The 15857-nt window shown below is 58.7% G+C and carries 13 protein-coding genes; 9 read left to right on the forward strand and 4 right to left on the reverse strand.

The features are described 5' to 3' along the window. Positions 1–96: 96 nt before the first annotated feature. From SCM96_12970 to SCM96_12990, 5 genes are all read left to right on the forward strand, one after another. A complete protein-coding gene (locus SCM96_12970) occupies positions 97–1776 on the forward strand; it encodes a M14 family metallopeptidase (protein MDW7761530.1) in 1680 nt (559 codons plus the stop codon). 327 nt (positions 1777–2103) lie between these two features. After that, entirely contained in the window at positions 2104–2634 is a 531-nt protein-coding gene (locus SCM96_12975; protein MDW7761531.1) for a sigma-70 family RNA polymerase sigma factor, read from the forward strand. Continuing rightward, a complete protein-coding gene (locus SCM96_12980) occupies positions 2631–3449 on the forward strand; it encodes a zf-HC2 domain-containing protein (protein MDW7761532.1) in 819 nt (272 codons plus the stop codon). The genes SCM96_12975 and SCM96_12980 overlap by 4 nt, the downstream gene beginning before the upstream one ends. Then, positions 3446–4180, forward strand: a complete 735-nt coding sequence (locus SCM96_12985) for a hypothetical protein (GenBank protein MDW7761533.1) — start codon at positions 3446–3448, stop codon at positions 4178–4180. The genes SCM96_12980 and SCM96_12985 overlap by 4 nt, the downstream gene beginning before the upstream one ends. An 87-nt stretch (positions 4181–4267) precedes the next feature. Next, positions 4268–5533 (forward strand): DUF438 domain-containing protein, encoded by a 1266-nt coding sequence (locus SCM96_12990; GenBank protein MDW7761534.1) that lies wholly within the window; start codon positions 4268–4270, stop codon positions 5531–5533. Positions 5534–5678: 145 nt separating this feature from the next. On the opposite strand, the gene SCM96_12995 is transcribed toward SCM96_12990, so the two are convergent. From SCM96_12995 to SCM96_13010, 4 genes are all read right to left on the reverse strand, one after another. Beyond that, the gene (locus SCM96_12995) at positions 5679–6764 is read right to left on the reverse strand and encodes an outer membrane beta-barrel protein (protein ID MDW7761535.1); all 1086 of its coding nucleotides are present in this window, start codon (positions 6762–6764) and stop codon (positions 5679–5681) included. Positions 6765–6786: 22 nt separating this feature from the next. Continuing rightward, complete coding sequence (locus tag SCM96_13000; GenBank protein MDW7761536.1) at positions 6787–8391, reverse strand: M4 family metallopeptidase; 1605 nt, start codon at positions 8389–8391, stop codon at positions 6787–6789. Positions 8392–8583: 192 nt separating this feature from the next. After that, positions 8584–9750, reverse strand: a complete 1167-nt coding sequence (locus tag SCM96_13005) for a hypothetical protein (GenBank protein ID MDW7761537.1) — start codon at positions 9748–9750, stop codon at positions 8584–8586. 11 nt (positions 9751–9761) lie between these two features. Beyond that, positions 9762–10184, reverse strand: coding sequence for a hypothetical protein (locus SCM96_13010; protein ID MDW7761538.1), 423 nt, complete (start codon positions 10182–10184; stop codon positions 9762–9764). 96 nt (positions 10185–10280) lie between these two features. On the opposite strand from SCM96_13010, the gene SCM96_13015 reads away from it, so the two are divergent. From SCM96_13015 to SCM96_13030, 4 genes are all read left to right on the forward strand, one after another. Further along, positions 10281–11060, forward strand: coding sequence for a PhzF family phenazine biosynthesis protein (locus SCM96_13015; GenBank protein ID MDW7761539.1), 780 nt, complete (start codon positions 10281–10283; stop codon positions 11058–11060). Between the two features lie 196 nt (positions 11061–11256). Beyond that, a complete protein-coding gene (locus SCM96_13020) occupies positions 11257–11772 on the forward strand; it encodes a flavodoxin domain-containing protein (GenBank protein MDW7761540.1) in 516 nt (171 codons plus the stop codon). Beyond that, positions 11769–13745 (forward strand): aldehyde ferredoxin oxidoreductase C-terminal domain-containing protein, encoded by a 1977-nt coding sequence (locus tag SCM96_13025; protein ID MDW7761541.1) that lies wholly within the window; start codon positions 11769–11771, stop codon positions 13743–13745. Before SCM96_13020 ends, SCM96_13025 begins: the two co-directional genes overlap by 4 nt. A gap of 17 nt (positions 13746–13762) precedes the next feature. Then, complete coding sequence (locus SCM96_13030) at positions 13763–15850, forward strand: S9 family peptidase (protein MDW7761542.1); 2088 nt, start codon at positions 13763–13765, stop codon at positions 15848–15850. Positions 15851–15857 lie beyond the last annotated feature (7 nt).

The following is a 15857-nucleotide window of genomic DNA, read 5'->3' on the forward strand; positions in this document are numbered from 1 at the left end:
TTGATGAAGACTTTGACATAAGATGTTTCTTATTTTACACTCGAAAAGAGCATTGCCGAACATATCTACGAACATGTCTCTGAAAAGGAATACTCCATGACCATCATGAACCTCCGGAATGTCTCCGTTTCTATCGCGATCCTTATGACCGCGATTCTCCTCCAGCCGTTGTTTTTATCCTCTCAATCGAAAAAAATACCCGTAACCCGGGCCGAGGCCAGCGGATACAAGGCCACCTCACGCCATGCCGACGTCATGGATTTCATCCGCGACCTGCAGAGGCTCAGTCCGAAGATCCGGGTCGAGACCCTGGCTGTGAGCGCCGAAGGGCGGCAGATTCCCCTCATCGTCATCGGCGATCCCGTCCCGGCTTCACCCGCGGATCTCAATTACGACGACAAGCTGGTCATCTATTTCCAGGCCAACATCCATGCCGGCGAGGTGGAAGGCAAGGAAGCCGCGCTGATGCTGGCCCGCGAGCTCACGCTGGGCAAAGCTTCCCGATTTCTGGACAGGCTTGTCGTCCTGATCGCCCCCAATTTCAACCCCGACGGCAACGAACGCATCAGCCCCGACAACCGGCGGAACCAGATCGGTCCGGAGGAGGGCGTTGGAGTCCGGTCCAACGCCCAGAACCTCGACCTCAACCGGGATGGTCTGAAGATCGAAAGCCCCGAAGTCCGCGGCCTTGTCCGGAATGTCATGCGCCGCTGGGACCCGGCTGTCCTTCTCGACAGCCACACCCACAACGGTTCTTATCACGAGGAGGTCGTGACTTACGTCTGGTCGCTCAATCCCAACGGCGACCGGAGCCTGATCAACTACATGAGCGACGTCTTCACGCCCGCCGTCAACAAGATCCTCAAGGACACCTACGGACTGCCCTGCATCCCCCACGGCGACTTCATGTCCATCCAGGAGCCGGAGAAGGGATGGCGGCCTCTCGGCCCCGAACCCCGCTACATCAGCAATGCCATCGGTCTCCGCAACCGGCTGGGCATCCTGAATGAAAACTATCCCTATGCGCCTTTCGAGGAACGGGTGACTGGTGCCTATAGTCTTTTCCTGGCCGTGACCGAATACTGCCATGCCCACGCCGGTGAGATCCGCAATCTCATAAGGGAGGCGGACCGCCGGACCGTTCTCCGGGGCCTTCGCCCGTCCGCTGAAGACACCTTCGGCGTTGAATTTGATGTCCGGCCCCTCAAGAACAACATCACGGTCATAGGATACGAGATGGAGGTCACGACGGAGGAGGACGGCCGCCGGCGGGTCACGAAATCCGACAGGACCCGGACTTACTCCATGCCCTTTTTCGCCGATTATTTTGCCAAACGGTCCGTCCGCCTGCCCTATGCCTATTTGATCCCCCAGCCGATTCCGGAGGCCGTCGAAATTCTCCAAAGGCACGGCGTCGTCGTGGAAACCCTGATCGAGCCCGTGAAACTCAGGGCCGAATCCTTCGCCGTCTCCAAACTCGAGGCCCAGCCCATGCTCAACCAGGGGCACCGCCTGAACAGAGTTCAGGGAGAATACCGAACGGGCGAGATGGAATTTCCGGCCGGAACAACGGTTGTCCTTCTGGCCCAACCCCTGGCCAATGTGGCCGCCTATCTTCTCGAACCGGAGAGCAACGACGGACTTCTCGTCTGGAATGTCTTCGATCGCTATCTCTCCCAGCAGTGGAGCCGGGAACCGGCGGTTTATCCCGTCTACAAGATTTACAACCCGGTTCCGCTGGCCAAGGACGTTCTGCCCGTGCCGGAGGAAAGATAGGGGCGTCCTTACCCCATCGATCCCAGAATTTTAAATTCTCGTGAAGGCTTCCCGTGTTTTCATGCGTTCGGGATCCCGAAGCTTCCGTCGGCGTTTTCGCCGTCGTGTTCTCCGATCCTCAGCATGTTCGATGCAAAATTCAACCGGACCTGTCATCCTGCCCTGCCGAAAATATCGGAACAGAATCCGAGCCGGGAATCCTCATGGGAATTGTGGGGGGGATATTGTGATATTCTGATCAAACAAAAAAGTTGGAGGCCTTAACATTTCCGAGCCGGCGGGGGTAGATCCGTGTGGATGAACGTTCCGGAGAAGGAGCTCGTGGCGATGGTTCTATCCGGCCGCACGGAGGCTTTCGAACCCCTGGTTCTGCCCTACCGGGATTCTCTCATGGCCTTGGCCTTCCGGATCACATGGAACCGGGAGGACGCCCGGGAAGCAGCCCAGGAGGCGTTGTTCCGGGCTTTCAAATACCTGCATCGCTATGATCCCTCCCAAAGCTTTCGGAACTGGATCCTCCGGATCGGCGCCAACGCCGCCTGCGACCGGGCCCGGAAGTTGAGGCGGGAGCGGGAGGTTGTTCAGGAATTCGGCCCGGAGATTCGCTCGAAGGATGACCCGGAAGCGGGCTGCCGGGCTCGGGAATTTCAATCCGATCTGGCGTCCTGTCTCGAAGTCCTGAGCCCGCGGGAACGCGAGGTTTTCGTCCTAAGGGATATCGAGGATATGAGTGTCGGGGAGACGGCCCGGGCAATCGGCGGTTCGAGCGTTTCCGTGCGGGTTCATCTTTCCCGGGCCCGCCGAAAGATTCGTGATGCAATCCGTGAACGCTATCCCCATCTGGAGGAAAAAGGATGAGGTGTGAAAAAGCGAAGCGTCGGCTGCCTCTTTACTCGGGTGGCGATCTTTCGGCCCGCAAAACCCGAAAGCTTCAGGCTCATCTCGAGCATTGTTCCTCGTGCAGAAAAGAAACGGAGGAATACCGGACTGCGCTCGACCGAGTCAGGAATGCCGCCAAACAGGCGATAACTCCGGATTGGGATGAAGCCGCTTGGAGCGGGACGATGGCTCGTATTGCAGTGGAGAAACCCCTCGGGGAACGCAGGTTCGGGGCGCTCGCACCGCGATGGGCCTTCGCCGCTGCGGGCCTGGGGGTTGTTCTTATTACGGCGCTGGCTTTGTATTTCTTCAAGGACACGCTGTTCCGTCAGAAGGACGTTCTTCAGGCTTCGCTGCCGGTCGCCGCGGAGAAAGATCCGCGTTCTCCGGAAAGTCAACACCCGGACGTCGAGCTCGACCTCGAAGCAATGAAAGAGGATTCGGAAAAAACGGCAACCGGTCTTTCCGACTCAGAAACCGAGGCCGATTTCATGCATAAGCCCCGGGATTCCGCCGATACCAAAACGGATCCCCGCCGTGCCGTTCCCGAAGGCCGGCCCGCTCAGATGTCCGTAGAGCAAACATCGATCCGCCCGCACATCGCCGCTGCGCATCCGGAACTCAAGCCGGAGGCGGCGCAGAAAGCTCGAGACGCCGAAACTCCGATCTCCCAAAAGACGGCGGCCGGCGTTCCCCAGGACGTTCTCTCCGTCACGTTCGTATCGCAGGAAACCGGGCTTCAGATCGCCTGGTTTTTCCATAGAGATTTCGATTGGAAAGGAGACAAAAAATGAAAAAACGAATCGCCGCAATCGCCATGTTTGCCGTCTTGATCGGAATTGCCGGTCCTGCCGCTTTCGGAGCGGGTCAGGAAGAGCCGGCCCTCCGCAAGGAAATCGTCCGTCTGAAATATATCGATGCCACGGATGTTCGCATTCTTCTGCAGCCCTTCAGTAGCCGGGGAGGACAGGTTATGGGCAGTCCGAACCGCAAAGACATTCTTACCATTGTGGATACGTCCGATAACGTCGCCCGAATGCTGGACGTGATACGGGAAATCGACGTCAAGCCGCCCGATGTCATGTTCACTGTTCAGTTGATCATGGGATCAGAATCCGATGTGACGGTCGACAAGGACTTGGCGAAAGACCCGGTCATCCAGGAACTCGGGAAACTCCTCCGCTACAAGGGGTATTCTCTCCTCGATGCGACCGTCCTGCGGGGCGTTGACAGGCAGAGATCCGGGTTAATTCTCGGACCCAAGGCCGATTTCGAACTCTTTTTACGGCCCGAGATCGTCAGGGAAAAGCCGCAGGATGCCGTCAAAATCGAAATCATCCTCCACCATTTCACACATCCCGAAGAGGCCTTCTTTGAAGGGAAACCCGTTCAGGGCCGCCAGAAAAGCTTAATCACGAGCACCGTCAACATCAGGTCCGGTGATCGAACCGTGGTCGGTGCCTCCCGGCTAGACGGCGGCGATAAGGGGCTCATTCTCATCATCTCCGCCAAAACTATTTATTAGGATTATGTTGCTTGGCTTTGGCAACTTGTGCTCTTCTCAATGTCGCACTCCGGTGATAAACTAAATTCATTAAACCGGGAGGGCGACATGAATGATGTCAAAGATGCCACGCGGGAAGAGCGTCAGGAAATCCTGAAGGGAATCATCCGGGATCTGCATTCCGGAGTTCCGGTCAAGAAACTCCAGAAAACCTTTGCGAAGCTGATCAAGAATGTCTCCCCCGAGGAGATCGCCGACATGGAAAACGCCCTGATTCAGGAGGGATTTCCGGTCGAGGAGGTCCAGCGCCTTTGCGAAGTCCATGCCGAAGTCTTCGACAAATCCCTGAAAAAAGTCGGCAAGCCGGCCAAAATTCCCGGCCATCCGATGTACACGTTCGTCGAAGAAAACAAAGCCGCCAAAAAAATCCTCAAGGACCTCAAACGCAGCCTGAAGCCGCTCGCCAAGGGCCGAGCCGCGCAGGAGGACATCGACAAATTCAGCCGGGACCTGGCCCGCCTGAAAGAGATCGAGATTCACTACCAGAGAAAGGAAAACCAGCTTTTTCCGCTCCTCGAAGCCAAGGGATTTCTCGGTCCGACCAAAGTCATGTGGGGGAAGCACGACGAAATCCGGGCTCACCTGAAAAAGACGGCTGAGCTTCTTCAAGCCGGCGAATGGGCCGCGCTCGCCGGACAGGTCAAGGCCCTCTCCGGTGCGATCAAGAAGATGATCTTTCTCGAAGAGAAGATCCTCTATCCTACATCGGCCCGAAAGCTCGGTCTCAACGATTGGGTCAGGATCAAACAGGGTGAGCCGGCCATCGGATATGCCTGGGTCAAGCCGTCCAATCTTTGGGACGCCCGTTTGGCCGAGGCCATGGGCGGCGGTCTTGAAACTGCAGATGCGGAAGAATCTCTTGTCAGCGAAGCCCCGCCCGGGGCTTCACAGGAGGATCTTGTAGAAAACAACAACATCCCTCTCTCGACCGGCCGCCTGCCGGCCGAGCAGATCGATCTCATGCTGAAGACGCTGCCTATCGACATCACCTTTGTCGACGAGAACGACGAAGTGGCCTATTATTCGGATACATCGGAACGGATCTTCCCGCGCAGCCCGGCCATCGTCGGCCGGGACGTCCAGAATTGTCATCCACCGAAGAGCGTCCACGTCGTCAACGACATCGTCAAGGCCTTCAAGGAAAAAACGAAAGATGTCGCGGAGTTCTGGATTCAGAAGGACGGCCTCTTCATCCACATCCGCTATTTCCCGGTTTATGACGCGGAAGGCCGCTACCGGGGCGTCATCGAAGTCTCCCAGGAGCTGTCCAAGCAGCGCGCCCTCGAAGGAGAACGCCGCCTCCTCGACTGGTGAGGCGGCGTTCCCCGCTGCGTCGAATCCTGCTGTTTCCACGATCCGTTGGGGGTCAGTTTGGGTTTTTTGATCAGATATCGATGTGTTTGGAGCATCGCATTCGGACTAAAGGAGGCGCTGCGCCGTGCGAATTTTGCCGCCTTTGTCAGAACAACAGCTTGATGCCCGCCGTCGCCCTTAAACCGCCCGGCTTCAGAGTGACCTGGAGGCCTTCGATATCGACTTTCGCTTCACCCGAGGAGTAACGGATGTTCGTGTTGACGGCCAGGGACGGACTGATCATATAATCCAATCCGCCGCCCGCATTGAATCCGAAACAGCTCTGGCTGTAGGTCGAGAAAATGGGACTGACGCTGACGTCGAAATAGGGGTAGCCGGTCTCGGACCAGTCGAAATTTTTGAGGCTTTCGACCTGGACGTTGAGGAAGTAGGTCCCGCCCGCTCCGATGTAGACGCGAAGCTTGGACATGACGTCGAAGGCCGCCAGAACATTCAGGTTGAGTTCCATGTCCGAATATTTCAAGTTGGACGACGCCCATTCGACTTCGCGGAAAAACTCGAAATAGAAGGGGTGGGGAAATCCGCCTTCGAACATCCCGCTGCCCTTCCCCATGCCCGGGATGAAGGACAGCTCGACGCCGATGTTGGGTGTGAAGAAATAGCCAACCCCGGCATCCAGAGCCAGACCGGAGCCGTCGACGTTGTAGGACTCGGACATGTATCCGTTTTCATGATACATGTCGAAACCCCATTGGGTGTTGTAAGAGAACGAGTGGCTGGCATAACCGCCGCCGAGCCGGACGAAAAATTTCTTGTGGGCCGACTTATAAGAAGGGATTTCCCGTCGAACCGGCGCGGGTTCCGGCTCCGGTCGGGGCCGCCGCTCAACCGGTCTTTCCACGGCTTCCGGTCTCGTTTCCCGGGTCCGGGGAGCCTGTGCGGCGATCTCGTCGACGACGCTTTCGTGAATGAATCCTGTTATCTGAACTCCCGCCGCGTCAGGGGGGAGCACGATTTTATACCAGACCCCCGTCTTCTCCAGAACTTCGAGTTCCTGGCCGAGAGTCGCCCGGCCGATAACGGTAGCTTCCAAGCTGGGGTTGACGCGGATGTTGGCGGATGTCACCTTGACCCGGACTGTGATGTCCTGGGCCGCGGATAGAGAAACGGTCGCGGCAAAAATCAGAAAGAACAGGATGACCGGTACCAAGCAAATTTTTATGGTTTTCATGATACGTGCTCCTCTTCCCCGCTCACTGCACACCGACGGCCGTCCAGGCCTGAGCGACACGGGCGACTTCCGGGCTTCCCGCTCCGAACAGATCCACGGCGGCCTGGTAGGTCGCCGATCGCGTGCTCCAGAAACCCGCTGATGGGAACAGGTAGTGGACCCAGGCCCGGAAGGCGATTTTTTCCGCCTTTTGAACGCCGATGCCGTTGACCGAGATTCCTGAAACGCGGTTCGTTCCCCCGTTGGCCAGGAGCCAATACCAGTGCGTCGCGATCGTCATGTTGATGTGGACGCCGTCATTGTCGTACCCGCCGAGGAAGGCCGACGAATAGTGCCGGGAATAGTGATCGGGATATCGGAGTCCGTACTGGGGATACCAGATCTGGCTCCAGGGGTCGGTCAGGTCGCGCATCGACCCTCCCCAGGGACGCCGGGTGTCTTCGCCCATGAACCAGTCCGCCTTTCCGTAGCCGACTCCGACGGGCTGGTGGAAGAATTCACAGGACACGCCCATGATATCCGAGAAGGCCTCGTTGAGGGCGCCGGGGTCGCCCCAATAGATCAGCTTGCTGCTGTGGTTGGTCACGCCGTGGGCGAATTCATGGGCCACGATATCCAAGGAGGCCGCATAGGGATACATATCCCCCGGCGTACCATCGCCGAAATAAAGCCAGTTCGTTCCGCCGTGGTAAAACGCGTTCCGGTAGTTGTTGCCGTAGTGAATGACGACGACGGCTTGCATGTTGTTGTTGTCCATTCCTTTCCAGTCGTGGACCAGATAGAAATAATCGTAGATCCAGCCCATGTAAGCATGGGCATCCACAAGTGTCGGGTCGTGGTTCCAGTTGTTGTCGGCGTCGGTTAGGTACCAGGCCGAAGTATAACTGGTTCCGAAATTGGCGGTCGCGGTGATGATGGTCGCCGGCCTCATTTTATCCACGAGGTAGTACAGGTCGTTGGTCAGAATGGTGCTCAATTTCTTGGTGTCGCCGAACGTCCCCCGGCCGACTCCGATCTGGTTGGATTCCGTTTGGATGTCATTGTACTTGAAGACCACGCGGGCCGTGGCGGCGTCGACGAAGGACACCATGAGCTTGTCGTCCGAGGCGTGCCGGACCATCCAGGCGAGGAGATAGTCCTTCTGGGTGGGGTAGATCACAAGCTCCGGGGTTTCGAGCATTGTATAATCGCCGTCTCCCAGGTGCGCCAGAGCCGCGGCCGCGGCCTGTCCGGCGTCGATTCCGGGTACGGCGGAAATCCGGATGTCGTCATAGCGGCGGCCGTTGATGAAATACAGGCCTCCGTTCTTGCTGTGCCGGATAAGCTGGGCGCCGAAGACACGGACCCCCTGATGGTGCTGGTCGAATCTCTCGTGGACGAATTCTCCGAGGCCTTCGACTTGAACTCCGGCAGCCACGAGGTCGCCGGAGGCGATGTCCCTCTCCATCAGGCGGGCGAGTCTGCGGAGTTCGCGCTCCTCGCCTGCCGCGACCGCGGTCCCCTCCTTTGTTGCGAGACGCGCCTCGAATGTCGCAGGCGCATCCAATGCCTGGGTTTGGAAGGACACCATCCCGAATGCGAGAAACAGGACGGCCAGCAGGGTGGTTTTTGCATAGAACCGTTTCATTTCAACTCGATTCCTTTCTACTTGCGTGGTAAGGATCCGCGGGGCGGTCTCCAGCCCCGAGTCTTTTTCAATATCTCAGATTCCGGATTTGTGTCAAGCGGAAAAACTGCTCACGTTTCCCCCGGCCGGCTTGTCTCTCGCAAGACGGCGGCCTTGCGCAATCCTACGATTTCAATGTCCGGTCGAACCGTCCTACTGTCCGGCCGTACTGGCCGTGAGCCGGGTGACATTCGACTCGGCGAAGAAGCCGTCGAAATCTCCGTAGCGCTTGATGTATTCATGGACGAGCAGGGTGTTGGAAAAGGGCCGCGTGAAGATCTGTTTCAATCCCAGTTCCGGAGATCCGATGAGATCGATCATGAAATCCCGGCCGTCGGCCCGCAGTGACTCGACCGTGGTCTCGATCTCTTCCGTGCAGAAAGCCATGTGGTGGACGCGGGGGCCGTAATTCCGGATGAACATCTCGGTGGGTCCGGATGTCTCCGGGGCCGAAAACGGCGCGATTCCCGATGTGAAAACCAGGGCGAAATCGGATTTGGTGACCCGGGCCACGTTGGTGATGGAGTTCTGGCCGGGAACATAGACGGCGAAGTCGAAATCGTATTCCGTAACGGCCATGAATTCCAGAATGGCCGGAATTCGGTTTCGGGCCTCGAGCCGCGTCGCCGCATGGTCGAGACGTCCGATATGGTTCAGGTAGGCGCCTCGTGCGGCGGGTCTTTCGATCGGAAGGGGCCGGCTTTTCGGAAAAGCATAGTCTCTCTCTCGAGAGGCTCTTTCGATGAACCCGTAGGAAAGCCCGGTGAGCGGCGAAGGCCGGGTCTGAATGAAGGCGAAGCCGTCGCCCCGGAGCGGCCCGTCCGTCATGAAAAGCACGCCCCGCTCTTTCTGAATCCGGTGGTACGCCTCTATGTCGGAGCAGCGGAAAACCAATGTCTCAAGCCGGGTCGCCGGAAGGTGTCTCGATTTGGGAAAATCGTTAAAAGGCGCGAAAGGATTACCTTTTTCGGCGCGTGTCCTGATCAGGATGTCCGCGGCATCCTCGCTTTCGAGTCGGAAAACCCCGGTTTCTCCGGAGGCGTCGGCGAAGCTCTCGACCCAGGTCAGGCCCGTTGTTCGAAGGACATCCGCCGCGGTGTCCCGAAAGCGGCCGGGTTCGACGGCGATGACGGCCGCCTCCAACCCTCCGACGAGACCCGAAAGACCCGCCGTCTTCCGGTCTTCGTGGACGGCCGCGGCGGCGGTCAGGAAACCCTGATCAGCCTCAGCGGAATGGGGCAGTGTCCCGAATGCAGGCCGCGACGAACCTCCTGCGGACAAATATTTTTCGAGGCATTTCGGACATAGAGAATCAGACATTATGGAAAGACTCACTCGGATTTTTCGGTTTTCTTCCTTGGCGCCGGCTTTTCGGGAATGATGGGCTCCGGCGCCGGTGTGTCAAACAACCGGATGGCGTCCTGATTGAGCAGAATAACCAGGGAATAAACTCCCAGGGCGGTTCCCAACGGGAAATTGAGCAGACTCAAAAAAGAGAGGACCAGAATCAAAATGCGACTCCATTCCTTCCTCTTGAGAATGTAGAATCCGCCGATGATCTTGGGAACTCCCAGAAGGGCGACGAAGAAGATCACGGCCAGGGCGATCAGGCGAAGGATGGCGGGCGCCCCCGTCTGAATATCGGGAAACATGGAAATCCCGAAGAGAAGAAGGAATCCGACGATTCCGGCGAGGAGGGTCAAACCTCCGTAGACGATCCAGAGAATGCCGATAAGTTGGATATGCTTGTCCATGAGTCCTCCCTTACAAAAACATTATATTAAATTTTCCGGTTTTCGTTAAGCTTCTTCCCAATGGGTGTATCATAATCTGGACAAAGGAGAAAGAGCATGCGCATCCCCCTCTATCAAGTCGATGCCTTCACCGGCAAGGTCTTTGCCGGAAACCCGGCCGCCGTCTGCCCGCTCGAAGCCTGGCCCGAGGATTCCCTTCTGCAGAACATCGCCACCGAAAACAACCTGTCCGAGACGGCTTTTTTTGTTCGCGAAGGCGACGCCTACCGCATCCGCTGGATGACCCCGACGGCCGAGGTCGATCTCTGCGGTCATGCCACGCTGGCTTCGGCATTTGTCATTTTCCGTTTCATCGAACCGGATGCGGACCGGATCGTCTTCCGGTCGCGAAGCGGAGATCTCGCCGTTATGCGGGAAGGCGATCTCCTGAGTCTGGATTTTCCGGCCAACCGCCCCCGCCCCCAGGCGCCGCCGAAGAAACTGCTCGACGCTTTTCCGGCGCAACCCTCCGAGGTTCTCTGCAACCGGAGCTTCGTCCTTGTTTACGGTTCGGAGGATACCGTCCGCAACATGAAGCCGGACATCCGCAAACTGCAAGATGTCGAGGCCTTCGGGGCGATCATCACCGCCCGGGGGAATGAGGCCGATTTCGTCTCGCGGTTCTTTGTCCCCCAGGTCGGCGTCGACGAAGATCCCGTCACCGGATATGCGCATACGATCCTTGTGCCGTACTGGGCGGAAAGGTTGGGGCGGTCGAAACTCCGGGCGCTTCAGGTCTCCCGCCGGGGCGGCGAGCTGTTCTGCGAAGACCGGGGCGACCGGGTGAAAATCGCGGGGCGGGCCGTACTCTACCTCCAAGGCCACATCATTCTCTAATCTCTTCTCGGCTGCTTTGGCTGCTGTAAGTTTCACATAATAAAAAAAATAGCTAATAATTGGGCAAAAATAAGTGCTTTTTGCGCATAAATGTTTTTTTATCAGCAACATCCAGCAGCCAGAGCGGAAGGGTGTCGGAAAAAGCGCTTGCCCGGCCGCGGCGTTTTCTGACACAATGGCGGGGGAGGAACGAACCATGAAAACGCTGATCGTCTATGCCACGCGGCACGGCGCCGCGGAAAAATGCGCCCGCCTGCTGGCCGACCGCCTGGGCGGAGATGTCGATGTCTTCGATCTCAAGAAAGTCCGGACCGTTGATCTCTCGGGATACGACGCCGTCGTCGTCGGCGGGTCCATTCATGCGGGGAGAGTCCAGTCCCGGGTGAAAAAGTTCTGCGAGGCCCACGCGGACGCCCTCCTGAAGAAAAAAATCGGCCTTTTCATCTGCTGCATGGAAGAGGGCGATAAGGCATGGAAGCAATTCCATGAGGCTTTTCCCGCCCGGCTTGTCGATCAGGCTGCGGCCAAGGGCCTCTTCGGCGGCGCCTTTGATTTCGATAGAATGAACTGGTTCGAAAAAACGATCATCGGAAAAATCGCCGGCGTCAAGGAAAGCGTCTGCAAGATCAACGAGCCGGCCGTCGCCGAATTCGCCGACAAAATGAAAAGCTCCGTCACTGTTGAAGCGGCGGACTCCGGAGCCTCCTCATGATGTCCGGCGGGAAAATTTCTTTTGGGTACACCGGCCGCTGGGCCTTTGTCGATCTTGCGACTCGACGCATCGATATCCGGCCCGCTGACCCTGACATTTGCCGCGATTACGTCGGCGGGCGGGGCGTTCAGGCCCGTCTTCTTTATGATCATGTCAAATTCACGGGACCCATTCGCAATCCTCTCGGGCCGGAAAACCGGATCATCCTCGGCACCGCAGCCCTCAACGACTCGCCCATCCCGACGGCGGGCCGCGGGTCCTGTTCCTTCTTCGGAACGATGACCCGGTCGCCGGAAGATCCCGGGGCGATTCCCGGGCACAAGCCCCTTTTCGGTCTGGTCACTCACGCGAGCGCGGGCGGCCTTTTTCCGAACATGCTGAAAAGGGCCGGGATCGACCAACTCATCGTCGACGGCCGGGCGGACAGGCCCGTCCGCATATTCGTCGGCGAAGGGACGGTCGAGATCGTCGATGCCGAGGACGACCTCTTTGCCGAAGCCGCGGGGAGAAAGACCTTGCAGCCGGCCTCGGCCGTCACGGACTTTCTGACCGCAAAATATCCCGGGTCGTCTACCGTGTGCGCCGGTCCGGCCGGCTGGAACGGCGTCGCTTATGCCTGCCTGACCGCCGATCGCCACCGCAATTTCGGCCGCGGCGGCGCCGGTGCGGTTTTCGGATCGAAAAATCTCGCGGCCGTAACGGCTTTGGGGAAAGGCCGGCCGGAAATTTCCGACGCCGCGGCGTTTCAGAAAACCAGCCGGGAGATCGACGCTCTGGTCAAAAGCCACGTCGCCGACGCCGCCTGGACGGCCTCCTTCCGGCCCGAGGCCGGAACGACATGGTGGCTCGACCGGGCCTTCACCGGCGGCTATCTCGGCAAAAAGGGCGGCTACCTGCCCTGGCACAATTTCGACGAGGGCTCGTTCGACCCGGAAGATTACGCCCGGGTTTCGACCGCGGCTTTCCTCGAAATCGCCGGAAAGGCACATGTCTGCAACCGATGCCGCCACATCATGTGTACGAGGACGGCCTCTGTTGAAAGGCCGCCGTACGCGGGAAGCGGCGTGCGCCCCGAGTTTGAAACGATCGCCCTGTGGATCAACTGCTGCCTCACCGACCGTGACGCGATCTTCCATCTCAATCACCGGTGCAACGAACTCGGCGTCGACACGATGACTTTCGGATCCGTCATGGCCGGGGCCATGGAACTCCGGGAAAAAGGTTTTCTGAAGGATTTTGAAGGCGCACCGAAATTCGGCAGCGCCGAAGACATGATCCGGACCCTGGAGGCCGTGGCGTATCGGACGAGCCCCCTGGGCCGGCTTCTCGGCGGCTATTCCGACGCAGCCGCGGCCGAGATTGCGGCGGGGTTCCCGGCCTCCGACCGGCCGGAGATTCTCCGCTGCGTCACGATGATCTTCGGCGGACTGGGCTACGCCGGAATCGAACCCAAGGTCTTCCCGGGTATGTTTACGGCCTACGGAACGTCGAACCGGGGGCGCGGTGACCACACGTATGCTTGGACCGTCCAGGCGGAGGAGGGCGGGCTATCGGGTGCGGCGGAACTCGCCGCCTATGTCGCCGCAGGCCAGACCGGCAAAGCTCTCGTCGATTCCCTGGGTCTCTGCGATTTCTTCACCGAAGATGTGACCTCGGATCTCTTCATGTCGGCCTATCGGGCTTTGACCGGAATCGTCTATACGGGAGAATCGCTGAAAAATTGCGGGCGGAGAATTTATACTCTTGAACGCCGGCTCAACAATATCCAGGGGCGGGACCGGGGTTACGACGCCTTCGTCCCGGACAAGATGACAGAGCCTCTGACACGCGGCGCCCATAAGGGTAAGGCCGTCGACAGGGAGGAGTACGGACGCATCCTCGACGCCTACTATGACGTCCAGGGCTGGACGCGGGACGGGACGGTGCCGGACGGGCTCCTCTCACGGTGTGCTAGCCTGAAAACATCATGCTGACGGCAAGGAGGCAGGTCTTGAAATTCATATCAATGACAAAAGTTGTATGTGTTGTCTTGACGATCTGCGCAGTCGCGTTATCAGCGCCCGCGATCGCCGTGGGACAAGCCGCAACCGATAAAGCCGCCCAAGCGCAGACCGAGAGGCCTCGCGTCCTCTCGGCCAAGGATACGCTGCGATTTGTCCAGGTCTCCGGCCCCCGAATCTCCCCGGATGGTCAATGGGTGCTCTACACTCAGACTGTGCGGGATATGGAAGACAAGGACATGAAGTCGACCACTCAGATCTGGCGCGTAAGAGTCGATGGAACCGAAGCCCGGCAGATGACCCAGGGCGACGCCGGCGCCCGCGCCCCGGCCTGGCTTCCGGACGGGATGACCCTGGCCTTTCTCAGCACCCGCGGTAAAGCGGCCCCCTCCGGCGCCGATGGGGAATCCGGCGGCGGACCGAAGAGCCAAGTCTTCTTCATGCCCATGGACGGGGGCGAGGCCCGGCAAATCATATTTCACGGCGAAAGCATCCAGTCTTTTGAAATATCCCCCGACGGAAAAGCGCTGATCTTCACGGCTCTGGATCCGCTCACCAAGGAAGAGCAGGAAAAGAAAAAGATCAAGGACGATGTCGAAGTCGTGGACGAAAAGTTCCGCATGTCCCATCTCTGGCATTTTGAGATCGGCGCCAAAGAAGCGGTTCGTCTGACCGAGGGGGCCTTCACGGTGAGCGACATCCAGTGGTCCCCGAATGGACGGCGGATCGCCTATACGACCCGGCCGACGCCCAAGGTCGACGACAGTTGGGACAGCGACATCTGGATCATCGATCCGGCGGAAAAAACCCCGAAAAAACTCTACGAAAACGCCGGAAGCGACCAGAATCCCCGCTGGTCTCCGGACGGGAAAGGCATCGCCTTCGCCTCCCATCCCCATACGGGAACATCGACCTGGTATAACCGTCTCCTTATCATCCCGGCCGATGGAGGCGAGCCCCGCATTCTGCTTGATAACCTCGACCGCGATTTCAGCAACCCGATCTGGTCGCCCGACGGCCGGACCATTTTCTGGTCGACGGGCGACGGCACATCGATTCATCTCTTTGCGGTCGATCTCCGCACCGGCGAAGTCCGCAGGACGGACTCTCCGCGCGGTGTGAACACCCAATGGGACCTCTCCCGTGACGGCCGAACCTGGGTCTGGGTCCATACGGCTCCTGATCGGCCGGCCGAACTTCATGCCGCCGATTTGAGGCTCAAGGCGCCGGTCCGTCTGACCGACGCCAACGCCTGGCTCCGCGAGGAAAAGATCAAGATCTCGCCTTCGGAAACCATCCGCTGGAAAAACAGCGACGGCCTGTGGATCGAAGGCGTCCTCACGCGGCCCGTCGATTACAAATCCGGTAAAGCCTATCCCCTCATCCTCAATCCGCACGGCGGTCCGAGCGGCGCCGACTTCGAGTCCTTCAACACGACCCGGCAATTTTTCGCCGGGAACGGCTTTATGATACTCCAGCCGAATTTCCGCGGCAGCTCCAATTACGGGCAGGAGTTCCTGAACGCCAATCGCGGCAACTGGGGCATCGTCGACTACGACGATTGCATGACGGGCGTCGATTTCTGTATCGACCAGGGCTGGGCGGATCCGGAACGTCTGATCTGTTACGGCTGGAGTTACGGCGGCTACTTGAGCTACTGGATCGTCACCCAGACCGACCGCTTCAAGGCCGTCTCCCCGGGCGCCGGACTGCCCAACCTTTACAGCATGTACAGCACGACCGATATCCCGGGTTACCTGGGCTGGTTCTTCGGAACCCCCTGGGAACAGGAGGCGATCTATGACAAGCTGTCGCCCATTCGCCACGTCCGGAACGTCAAAAGCCCGATTTTGATCATGCACGGCGCCGAAGACGCCCGCGTTCCCTATTCGCAGGCGGTTGAGTTCTACCAGGCGCTGCGCGATCTGGGCAAAGACGTGACGTTCGTCCGATATCCCCGGGCCGGCCACGGGATCAGCGAACCCCGCCACCGCATCGACCAGCTTCGCCGTTACCTGGAATTCTTTTCCAAACATGTCGGCCTGACTCCCGTGAGCGAAATCGAAGAAAAAAAATAGAGGAGAC

The sequence above is a fragment of the Acidobacteriota bacterium genome, from assembly GCA_033549365.1.
GTDB lineage: Bacteria > Acidobacteriota > Aminicenantia > Aminicenantales > Saccharicenantaceae > JAWSUF01.